The organism is Nitrosomonas eutropha (assembly GCF_003201195.1).
Lineage (GTDB): Bacteria > Pseudomonadota > Gammaproteobacteria > Burkholderiales > Nitrosomonadaceae > Nitrosomonas > Nitrosomonas eutropha.
The window spans coordinates 70,342-81,242 of sequence record NZ_QICQ01000010.1; the positions used below are offsets into that span (position 1 = coordinate 70,342).

Genomic DNA, 10,901 nt, shown 5'->3' on the forward strand with positions numbered 1-10,901 from the left:
TGCTTATTTGTTTTTCTCTTCGGCAGCCACGAACTCCTTGATTTGACGCAAGCGGGCCTCCACGCTGGATAGTTGGTAAAAATTGTCGTGCTTATAACGTAGTGCAACCTGGAGCTGTTCGATTGCTGCCCGGAGATTTCCCTCGCGGATCAGCGCTTCAGCTTCAGCCTGATGTTGCAACAGGGCGTTTCCCAGCGCAGCATGACATTGTGCCGTCAGCCGGTAAAGCCGGATATCATCATGAATGAAACGGGATTGCTCATTGATAAAATTCAGCGCGGTCTGCGCATCTTTGTGTTCCAGTAGTGCATCAACATAATCATAAACAAGCGCACGATAATGCGGGAAAGATTGTAGTGCAGCCTGGTACAGTTTGAACGCATCGTCGATTTGTCCGTCAGCAAACTTAACGCGTGCAGCAAGTGTTTCAATCATAGCAGCCGATTGCAGATAATCACCTTCCACCTGGATGGGTTTTCCCAAGCGGTGATTTCTTAGGGGCTGCGCAGAAGAATCGGATTGGATAGTCCGGTAAAGTGTATTTAACTCCTCATCTGCCTGTTTGAATTGCTTGGCACGTAATAACGCCTGAATCAGTCCGTATCGCTCAGCAATTTCGTTAATATAGCGTTTATCCTGCAGACGTGCCTTGAATTCACTGACAATTGAAGCCGGGTTACCCCGGGAGGCGCGGATTTTGGCGCGTACCAGATGAAATTCCAGGCTGTCCGGAACCTGCCGGTAGCCCAATTCCCGGGTGCGATTCTGAATATCAGCGATACGCTCATGGGTAACCGGGTGAGTCATGAGGTATGAAGGAATCCCGTTTTCATAGTAACGACTGGCGTGTTGCATGCGCTCAAAGAAAGTTGACATGCCATGTGGATCGAATCCTGCTTTGACGAGCATGCCAAACCCGACACGATCTGCTTCCTTTTCATGCTTACGGGTGAAATTCAGTTGAGACTGGATCGCGCTGGCCTGGGCGGTGGCCAGCACTGCCTGGCCAGCTTGGGGATTGGAGCGTGAAGCAAGAATCGCAATAGCCAGCGCTGCGATCGAGCCGATGATACCCAGATATGAGCTCCCGGAGAGCATTCTGGCCAAGTGTTTTTGGGTGACGTGTGCAATTTCATGTGCCATAACGCCTGCCAGCTCGGATTCATTTTGTGCGGCGGTGATCAGGCCGCTATGAAATCCCACAAATCCGCCGGGAAGCGCAAAAGCATTGATTGAGGAATCATCAATGGCAAAAAACTCAAATGGATTGTCTGAATTTGTCTGGCCGGCAGCAGAAATCAGCCGGTGGCCCAATCTGGCAAGATAGTCGGTGATTTCAGGATCATCCAGATAACTGGCATCGGCGCGGATTTCACGCATGATCTGCATCCCGATTTGCCGCTCCTGGTGAGGTGTTACCGTAGCTTGCGAGACATCCCCCAGATCAGGCAGTTCCTGTCCAAAAATATGGGCTGGAAACAGCAAGGGCACAATGATAATAAGGTAGTGGAGTTTCATGCTGTATTTGACGAACGCTGACAGATCGAGTTCCTGTTCCCGTTCCTGTGTTACAGCAGATTGTGATTTCAGCCGCAAGTACGATAACACCTGTTGTATACGAAATTGCGTAACAACTGTTGAATTGAGGAATGCCAAAATATTATTGGGGCTGATCATTGCCGGAAACCAGACGTGATCGGGAATCGCCATGATGGACCGAAATCACGTCGGGTAATGCGGATGCCGGGAGCTGCCTGTCTGCGTTTGTACTCGCAGGAATGGATCATGTGCAGCACCTGCCGGACGGTTTCCTCCGGATAATTCATGGCAATAATTTCTGCAGGTGACAGGTTGTTTTCCACGTAGGCTGCAATGATTGCATCCAGTACAGCATACGGTGGGAGATTATCCTGATCAGTCTGATCGGGACGTAATTCAGCCGAAGGCGGGCGCTGCAGGATGCGCTCCGGGATGATGGGTGAAATTCTGTTACGGTAGTGGCAAAGCTGATAAACCAGCGTTTTACTGACATCCTTGAGTATCGAAAACCCACCAGCCATATCGCCGTATAGCGTGCTGTAGCCCACTGCAGTTTCGGATTTGTTACTTGTTGTCAGTACCAGTCTTCCGGATTGATTGGCTAATGCCATCAACAAGGTTCCACGGATACGGGCCTGCAGGTTCTCCATGGTAGTTTGGGGACCGGTAGCTGGATAGGTTTGCAGTGCGGGGTGTAATGTTTGTTTGAATTGCTCGAATAGCTCGGTAATGGGTATTTCAGTGTAGTGTACACCCAGATTGCCTGCCATGATTTGCGCATCTTCCAGGCTGATGTCGGCGGTATAAGGGGAGGGCATCATCACGTTGCTGACCCGATCTGCTCCAAGCGCATCCACCGCAATCGCCAGTACCAGCGCTGAATCAACCCCGCCTGACAAACCAATCAATACTCCGGAGATTCTGTTTTTATCAATAAAATCGCGTAAGCCCAGACGTAGTGCCGAGTACACACTTTCGATCCGATCTGGCAGCGGAGAACATTGTCCGGGGATCAGTTGATTATTATGAAGCTCAATCAAGCCAAGTGTTTCCTGGAAAGCCGCTAGCTGACAAACGAGTTTACCGCTGTGATCCATCGCAAATGAAGCACCATCGAAAACCAGTTCGTCCTGTCCGCCGACTAGGTTGGTGTAAACAGTTGGCAGACCGGTTTGCGTAATTCCCGCCCGTACAATTCGGAGTCGGTCAGCCTGACCATCAATAGCGTAGGGTGATGCACCCACCGTCAGTAAAACCTGCACGTCAGCAGAACGCAAAGCCTGCAAGTGTGCCGGATGCTGATAATCAGAGAAAGTGGTCAATCCGAAAAGTGTACCGTCACACTCAAACGTACAAGGCTGGTTGCCGGGAGTGAAATAACGGCGTTCATCCAGCAACGGATCGGTGAGCAAATGATTTTTACCATAGGTGATAAGCAGGCGACCATCTCGAATAACGGAAACAGCATTGAGCAGATTACCGTTCGTGCGGTGCGGATGCCCGATTACCAATGTTACGTCATGTATCTGCGTGGCTAGATCCATCAAAGCCTGATGACAGACTTGTACAAACTCTGCGCGCAGCAACCAGTCTTCCGGAAGGGAGCCACACAGCGCCATTTCCGGAGTGATAACCAGCCTGGCCCCGGCTTCCCTGGCTTGCTGGCAGGCGTGCAGTATTTTAAGCGGGTTACCGTTCAAATCGCCTGCCATGCAGTTGATCTGGGCAAGCGCGATCTTCATTGTGGAAGGGTATTCGGGTCCGTAACTGGAACCCGGTTAGAAAGGCAGATTTGCATCCGGCCTGGCTTGCAGAATGATTTGGCGAAAATCTTGCTGGATACGTTTCAGCGCATCCTGATTGTCAGCCTCGAAACGTAGTACTGCGACCGGAGTGGTATTGGATGCCCGGATCAGGCCGAATCCATCCTTGTATTCCACCCGCAGCCCGTCAATCGTAATCACCTGATCCGCCTCAGGGAAGTTTGCCTCCTGCTGAAGTTGCGCAATCAAGGCGTGATTTTCTCCTTCCTTGAGTCTGATCTGCAATTCAGGTGTGTTGATCGTATCAGGCAGGGCATGCAGCACCGCTTCCGGATCGGTTTGTTTACTCAATAATTCCAGCAGACGCGCACCTGCGTATAGGCCATCGTCGAATCCGTACCAACGTTCCTGGAAAAAGATATGGCCGCTCATCTCGCCTGCCAGGAGTGCGCCTGTTTCCTTTAACTTGGCCTTAATGAAGGAGTGCCCCGTTTTCCACATGATGGGTTTGCCGCCATGTTGTGTGATCCACGGTGCCAGTGTGCGTGTGCATTTGACATCGTAGATGATCTGGCCGCCAGGGTTTCTGGACAACACATCGGCAGCAAACAGCATAAGTTGGCGATCCGGGAAAATGATGCTTCCATCCTTGGTGACGACGCCCAGCCGGTCACCATCGCCATCAAAGGCAAAACCAATTTCAGCATCGGTAGTAGCAAGTGTGCGGATGACATCCTGCAAATTCTCCGGGACTGAAGGATCGGGATGATGATTCGGGAAAGTACCATCCACTTCACAAAACAGCTCGATTACTTCGCAGCCCAGGCGGCGATACAGTTCTGGCGCCAGAATGCCAGTTACGCCATTGCCGCAGTCCACCACGATTTTGATTGGCCGAGCCAGCTTGACATCCTCCACGATGCGTTGCAAATAGGCGGGGATGATGTCGTGTTGGCGATAACCGCCTTGTCCATGCGTCAGGTTATTTTGCTCAATACGCAACCGTAATGATTGAATGGTCTCGGCTGCCAGCGTTTCGCCTCCCAGCACGATCTTGAGACCGTTATATTCTGGCGGATTGTGGCTGCCGGTTACCATTACCCCAGAATAATGACAGAGTTCGTGAGCAGCGTAATACAGCACCGGGGTGGCGACCATGCCAATATCGATGACATCAATTCCACTTTTACGGATACCGTTCGTCAAGGCTTGCACCAGTTGAGGACCGGATAAACGGCCATCGCGACCCACTGCAATAGCTGTCAGCTGACGTGCGCGTGCTTCGGAACCAATGGCATGGCCGATTTGTTCCACTACTTCCGGAGTCAGTGCGGTTTCTACGATGCCACGTATGTCGTAAGCCTTGAAGATTTCGCGGCGTGGAAGTGTATTCATGCAGTGATGATTCCTTGATCCGGATAAATAATGAATGATACGAAAGCCAGTCTTTTGCCCGTGTTACCCGTGATGATCCGGATTCGGTGTGCCGATCAGGGTATAGCGTGTGCCGCAGTAAGGACACATGGCTTTGCCGGTCGCTTCTATTTCGAGGAAAACACGTGGATGCCAGCTTTTTGTATCCATAGCCGGGTTTGGGCAGTATAGTGGTAAATCATCCGGATGGATTTCAATTGCTTGCGGATAAGTGACTGTAGAAGGAGTGCTCATAGGAAATTTCGTCTGGTTTAACAATTAAACGTAATGCAGCCAATCAGCATGTTTATCTGATTTGCCGTTGACACAATCAAAAAATGAGGTTTGCAACTGCTCGGTAATCGGGCCGCGTTTGCCATTGCCAATCGTGCGGCAATCCAGTTCGCGAATCGGTGTGATTTCTGCCGCCGTGCCGGTAAAGAATGCTTCGTCTGCGCAATAGACTTCATCACGCGTAATCCGCTTCTGAACCACTTCCATGCCGGCTTCTTCCGCCAACTGAATGACCGTCGCACGTGTGATGCCTTCCAGGCAGGATGTCAGATCAGGCGTGTAAATCCTGTCTTTCTTGATGATGAAAATATTTTCACCGGAGCCTTCTGCCACATAACCATCTACATCCAGCAACAAGGCTTCCTGGTAGCCATCCTGCGCAACTTCCTGATGTGCGAGGATGGAATTGGTATAGGTGGATACCGATTTGGCGCGACACATATTGATATTGACGTGATGTCGGGTGAACGAGGAAGTCTTCACGCGAATGCCGTTTTCCAGTGCATCGGCACCCAGATAGGTTCCCCATGACCAGGCAGCGATTGCAATATGGACAGACAGATTCTTGGCAGATAGCCCCATGGCTTCCGAGCCATAAAAGATAATCGGACGGATATAGCCAGAGGCCAATCCATTTTCCCGAACAACATCCAGTTGCGCCTGTATCAACGTGGCCTGATCAAAAGGGATTTTCATTCTGAAAACATGTGCCGAATTGAACAGGCGTTCTGTATGCTCAGGCAAGCGGAAAATAGCTGTTCCCCGGGGTGTCTGGTAGGCGCGCAATCCTTCGAATACTCCCATTCCATAATGCAGGGTATGGGTAAGCACATGTGTTGTGGCATTGCGCCACGGAACCAGTTTTCCGTCATACCAGATAACCCCGTCACGGTCCGCCATCGACATGCTGAAACTCTCCTGTATTAGATCTGTAAATTGGACGACGGGAAGTGCCGACGTCAGGCTATTGTTTTTCTTGAATCCATCGGGATTTTGACCGGTTAAGCCTCCCCTGAAACCTTTGTCTGTATTCTAGCGTATTTTTGCTGACGGGAACGCCAGCACAGTTTGATGGATTCGAAATCCTGGCAAAAAGTGTGGTAATTTCAGGAAGTATTTTCACTTTCAATTATTTTTGAGTAATTATTGCTATCTATGCAACCACCTCGTTTCGATGCACTGATTATCGGCAGCGGTCTCGCCGGGCTGACACTCGCCCTGAAGCTGGCTGAAACTCAAAAAGTCGTGCTGATTACCAAGCGGACACTCTACGATAGTTCTAGTGCCTGGGCGCAAGGAGGGATTGCAGCTGTACTTTCGATGGAAGACTCGCTGGAAGCACATATCAGCGATACGCTGATTGCTGGTGCGGGGCTGTGTAACGAAGCCATGACACGTCATATTGTAGAGAACGGCCCGCGAGCGGTCAGGTGGCTGATTGAACGAGGGGTTAATTTTACACGCGATGATCACAATAAAACCGGTTATCACCTGACGCGCGAAGGCGGCCATAGTGTTCGCCGTATCATCCATTCTGATGATGCGACCGGTAAGGTAGTGCAACTCACGCTCACCAGGCAGGCGGCTCAGCACCCGAACATTACCGTGCTGGAACATCATATTGCAGTGGATCTGATCACCAGTGAGAAACTATCTCATGCCCGGGGCAGTAATCGCTGTTACGGTGCTTATGTGCTTGATATTCATGCCGGAAAAGTACGTACGATAGCGGCGCAAAATACAATTCTGGCTACTGGCGGGGCAGGCAAGGTCTACCTGTACACCACCAATCCGGATGTAGCAACCGGAGACGGTATTGCCATGGGATGGCGTGCGGGTTGCCGGGTTGCCAACATGGAATTTATCCAGTTTCACCCCACCTGCCTGTATCACCCGCATGCAAAATCCTTTTTGATCACTGAAGCAGTGAGAGGAGAGGGCGGGGTGCTGAAATTGCCCGATGGCGAGCGTTTTATGCTTAAACACGATGAGCGAGCTGAACTTGCTCCGCGCGATGTCGTGGCGCGTGCAATCGATTTTGAAATGAAAAAACGTGGACTGGATTGCGTGTTTCTGGATATATCGCACCAGTCAGCCGATTTTCTGGTGCAGCATTTTCCGACAATCTATCAGCGCTGTCTGGAGCTGGGCATCGATATCACACGCGAACCCATTCCGGTAGTTCCCGCAGCGCACTATACCTGCGGCGGCATCGTGATCGATCAACGTGGAAGAACGGATCTCGATAATCTGTACGCGATTGGTGAAACCGCGCACACTGGATTGCATGGCGCCAACCGGCTGGCCAGTAACTCTTTACTGGAATGTCTGGTAACCGGTCTTTCAGCGGTTGAAGATATCCTTACCCGATCGCCTGCGCCGGATTTTCCATTGCCTGACTGGGATGAAAGTCGGGTGACGGATGCGGATGAAGAAGTCGTTATCTCCCATAACTGGGATGAGCTGCGTCGTTTCATGTGGAATTATGTCGGTATCGTGCGCACCAACAAGCGATTGCAGCGGGCACAACACCGCATCAGACTGCTGAGCGGGGAAATTGATGAGTACTATTCCAATTTCCGGGTAACCAGCGATTTGCTTGAGCTGCGTAATCTCGTATGTACTTCAGATCTGATTGTTCGCAGCGCCATGCTGCGGCATGAAAGTCGCGGATTGCACTCCAGCCGGGATTACCCGGAAGCCTTGCCACGAGCCACTGATACGATCTTGTCACGATAGCGGCAAAAATAAGGCGTGGCTGATCAAGCGTTCTCGCTTGATTTACCTGCCTCACAGGTTTGATAGTCCGTCTGCCCATATTCATTGCATCGTAATAATGTGCTGTACATGTACATCGTGTTCAGCATCCTGATTTTCTGCGGATTCTTTTCCTTCGTTTGTCCCTGAGTAACCAATTTTTAGAGTGCCCTTCAGCATTTCTCGGCCAAATCCGGGATTCAACTGTGTTATCCAGATTTTTCTGTAATTTCACCAGCAGTCTGGCAATCAGGCAAAATTACTATGTCTCTGTTTGGAGACAATAGATTTTATCTTTATAAAATCATTTTTACTTTTTTTAAATAAACCTTTTGTTGCTTTAGCTATGATCTGAAAAATCAATACTGAAGTTTGCCGGTAACTGTGTGCTCATCAATGATTGACTGTTTCATATATGATATAGGCATTTATAATACCGGTTTTCCTGTTGTTCATTTCATGACGATAAGATAGTATCGCCCGTCATGTTCTCAAATGACGACAAACTGATTCAAGTTTCAATAAGGGGATGGTGATCGCAATAAATCCGAAGAACTTCCCTGAGTTAACGTGAAGCGGATTGCATGGATATTGATCTGGAGATATGACCTCAAAAGCGGTTGCAATTATTGGTATCGGCTTCCGATTCCCTGGTGATCTTGGTGACGAAACAGATTTCTGGAATGCACTGAAGCAAAAACGTGATCTTGTAACCAGTATCCCGCCCGAGCGTTGGGCGATCAGTGAGCTTCAGCATGACAAACGTTCCGAGCCTGGTCGCAGCATTACTTATTCAGCAGGCGTTCTGTCGCGTATCGATGAATTTGACGCGAGCTTCTTTGGTATTTCTCCGCGCGAAGCAGCCTGGATGGACCCTCAACAGCGGCTTCTGCTCGAATTATCCTGGGAGGCCATGGAAAATGCAGGTATTCCGCCTTCATCCATGTCCGGTTCCAATTGTGCAGTCTATGTGGGTATTTCCGGCCTGGATTACGGCACGCGCGGACTGGATGATCTGGCGTCGCTCTCGCCCCACATGATGACCGGCAACACGCTCAGCATTGCCGCCAATCGTCTTTCCTATGTTTTCAATCTGCATGGCCCTTCGCTGGCGGTTGACACGGCCTGTTCATCGTCGCTGGTTGCATTGCATCATGCTTGTCAGGCCCTGCAAACTGGTGAGGCAGGCACTGCGCTGGTGGGAGGGGTTAATTTATTGTTGCATCCCTATCCCTTCGTTGGTTTTACCAAAGCATCCATGCTGTCTGCTGATGGCCGCTGTAAGGCTTTCGATGCTTCCGGTAGTGGTTATGTACGTGCCGAAGGCGGGGCAGTCTTGCTGCTCAAGCCGTTTGAACAGGCGATTGCAGAGGGCGACGATATTCAGGCGGTGATCCTGGCCACTGGTATCAATACGGATGGCGCACGCAAGGCTGGCATTACCATTCCCAGCCGTGATGGACAATCCGAGCTCATGATGAGCGTCCTCGCCAAAACCAGTCTGTCAGCACGAGACATCGATTTTATCGAAGCGCATGGCACAGGTACGGCGGTGGGAGATCCTGTTGAAACAGCAGCAATTGGTGAAGTCTATGGCAAAAAGCGCGAAAAACCTTTGCCGATCGGATCGGTCAAGGCCAATCTTGGACACATGGAACCGGCTTCCGGCATGGCAGGAATCATCAAGGCAATTCTGGCGCTCAAGCATCATGCTCTGCCACCACAGATTCATCTGGAAACGCCCAATCCAAATATTGATTTTCTCGGCTTGAATCTGAGGCCGGTGACCGAGTATCTGGAACTGGCGAAAAAGAATAATCGAGCTCTGATTGCCGGTGTGAATTCCTTCGGCTTTGGTGGTGCCAATGCGCATGTGCTGCTGCAGGAATATCGTTGCCGTGATCTGGCAACGACGGAACCGCTACCGGCATCCTTGCCACCTCTTTTTCTGTCAGCCCGTTCCGAAACAGCACTAAAAGAGCTGGCGGGTCGTTATGCAGATCTGTTACACGATAAATCCGGGCAGGATTTCTATGACGTGGCACATGCTGCTGTCAATCAGCGTGATCGTATGGAAAAACGGCTCGCGCTCCATTCCGGCTCTGTTGAATCGACAATTCATTTGCTGCAGCAATATGCGTTGGATAATGTTTCAGCGGATATCTTCATTGAGGATAGCCTGCCACAAAGTGGCGATGTGGCGTTTATCTATTCAGGTAACGGCGCGCAGTGGGCTGGTATGGGGCGTGCGCTGCTGACTGAATCCTCCCGGTTTGAAGAAATTCTTACGGAAATCGATATCGCCATGCGCCCCTTGACAGATTTTTCTCTGCTTGAGACGCTGCAATCCGAAAGTGAGCTTGCCAGGCTTAGTAACACAGCTGTCGCGCAGCCTCTGCTGTTCGCTATTCAGGTTGCAGTCACACTTCTACTGAGAGAGCAGGGGGTGACACCATCCGCTGTCGCCGGCCATAGCGTGGGTGAAATCGCCGCTGCCTGGGCGGCCGGTGCGCTGGATCTTGAACCGCCCCGGGTTTTGAGGAGGCTCCACTATCTGAGAAGATGGAGCCATGAACAAATCAAATAAATATTCCCCCGAAGTAAGAGCGCGCGCAGTCCGTCTGGTGCAGGAACACCGCAGTGAGTATCCCTCGTTGTGGTCGACGATTGAATCCATCGCGCCGAAGATCGGCTGTTCAGCCCACACATTGCTTGAATGGGTGCGCAAACACGAGACCGATACCGGCTTGCGAGACGGTGTGACCAGCGAAGAGCGCGACCGCATCAAAGCCCTGGAACGCGAAGTAAAGGAATTGCGCAAGGCGAATGAGATTCTGAAGCTGGCCAGCGCTTTTTTCGCTCAGGCGGAGCTCGACCGCAAACTCAAATCCTGAGATCGTTCATCGACCAGCACCGCGACGCCCATGGGGTCGAGCCGATCTGCAAGGTTTTGCAGGTCGCCCCATCAGGGTATCGGCGATATTTCGCGCAGCAGCGTAATCCGGCTTTGCGCAGTGCTCGCGTCCTGCGTGATGATGAACTGCTGCCGCAAATACAGCGGGTCTGGCAGACCAACATGCAGGTCTATGGTGCCGACAAGGTCTGGCGTCAGCTTAAGCGTGAAGATGTCCAGGT

7 protein-coding genes, 1 pseudogene and 1 other annotated feature are annotated in these 10,901 nt (G+C 51.0%); of the genes and pseudogenes, 3 read left to right on the forward strand and 5 right to left on the reverse strand.

All coding sequences use genetic code 11. The annotated features are described in order from the left end of the window. Positions 1-3 precede the first annotated feature (3 nt). From C8R14_RS05455 to C8R14_RS05475, 5 genes are all read right to left on the reverse strand, one after another. The gene (locus C8R14_RS05455) at positions 4-1,677 is read right to left on the reverse strand and encodes a M48 family metalloprotease (protein WP_309147356.1); all 1,674 of its coding nucleotides are present in this window, start codon (positions 1,675-1,677) and stop codon (positions 4-6) included. After that, complete coding sequence (locus C8R14_RS05460) at positions 1,674-3,281, reverse strand: NAD+ synthase (protein ID WP_011635028.1); 1,608 nt, start codon at positions 3,279-3,281, stop codon at positions 1,674-1,676. The genes C8R14_RS05455 and C8R14_RS05460 overlap by 4 nt, the downstream gene beginning before the upstream one ends. Before the next feature lie 36 nt (positions 3,282-3,317). Next, positions 3,318-4,697 (reverse strand): phosphomannomutase/phosphoglucomutase, encoded by a 1,380-nt coding sequence (locus C8R14_RS05465; protein ID WP_011635027.1) that lies wholly within the window; start codon positions 4,695-4,697, stop codon positions 3,318-3,320. A 63-nt stretch (positions 4,698-4,760) separates the two neighbouring features. Further along, on the reverse strand, positions 4,761-4,970 hold the full coding sequence (locus C8R14_RS05470; RefSeq protein WP_011635026.1) for a zinc-finger domain-containing protein: 210 nt from the start codon (positions 4,968-4,970) through the stop codon (positions 4,761-4,763). 24 nt (positions 4,971-4,994) lie between these two features. Beyond that, positions 4,995-5,915: a branched-chain amino acid transaminase gene (locus tag C8R14_RS05475; protein WP_011635025.1), complete on the reverse strand. Its 921-nt coding sequence runs from the start codon at positions 5,913-5,915 to the stop codon at positions 4,995-4,997. Positions 5,916-6,164: 249 nt separating this feature from the next. Between C8R14_RS05475 and nadB the strand changes: the two genes are divergently transcribed. From nadB to C8R14_RS05490, 3 genes and pseudogenes are all read left to right on the forward strand, one after another. Further along, entirely contained in the window at positions 6,165-7,748 is a 1,584-nt protein-coding gene (gene nadB, locus C8R14_RS05480; RefSeq protein ID WP_011635024.1) for an L-aspartate oxidase, read from the forward strand. A 622-nt stretch (positions 7,749-8,370) separates the two neighbouring features. Then, positions 8,371-10,353 carry a type I polyketide synthase gene (locus C8R14_RS05485; RefSeq protein ID WP_011635023.1) on the forward strand — a complete coding sequence of 661 codons (1,983 nt, stop codon included), beginning with the start codon at positions 8,371-8,373 and terminating at the stop codon, positions 10,351-10,353. After that, positions 10,337-10,901, forward strand: a pseudogene (locus C8R14_RS05490) (transposase); the annotation flags it as partial. The gene C8R14_RS05485 and the pseudogene C8R14_RS05490, both read left to right, overlap by 17 nt. Continuing rightward, positions 10,615-10,731, forward strand: a sequence feature (AL1L pseudoknot). It overlaps the preceding pseudogene by 117 nt.

What these genes read in the sequence shown, in the direction of transcription:
- C8R14_RS05455 (WP_309147356.1), bottom strand. Translation starts at nt 1,677, where the DNA reads ATGATCAGCCCCAATAATATTTTGGCATTCCTCAATTCAACAGTTGTT.
- C8R14_RS05460 (WP_011635028.1), bottom strand. Translation starts at nt 3,281, where the DNA reads ATGAAGATCGCGCTTGCCCAGATCAACTGCATGGCAGGCGATTTGAAC.
- C8R14_RS05465 (WP_011635027.1), bottom strand. Translation starts at nt 4,697, where the DNA reads ATGAATACACTTCCACGCCGCGAAATCTTCAAGGCTTACGACATACGT.
- C8R14_RS05470 (WP_011635026.1), bottom strand. Translation starts at nt 4,970, where the DNA reads ATGAGCACTCCTTCTACAGTCACTTATCCGCAAGCAATTGAAATCCAT.
- C8R14_RS05475 (WP_011635025.1), bottom strand. Translation starts at nt 5,915, where the DNA reads ATGTCGATGGCGGACCGTGACGGGGTTATCTGGTATGACGGAAAACTG.
- nadB (WP_011635024.1), top strand. Translation starts at nt 6,165, where the DNA reads ATGCAACCACCTCGTTTCGATGCACTGATTATCGGCAGCGGTCTCGCC.
- C8R14_RS05485 (WP_011635023.1), top strand. Translation starts at nt 8,371, where the DNA reads ATGACCTCAAAAGCGGTTGCAATTATTGGTATCGGCTTCCGATTCCCT.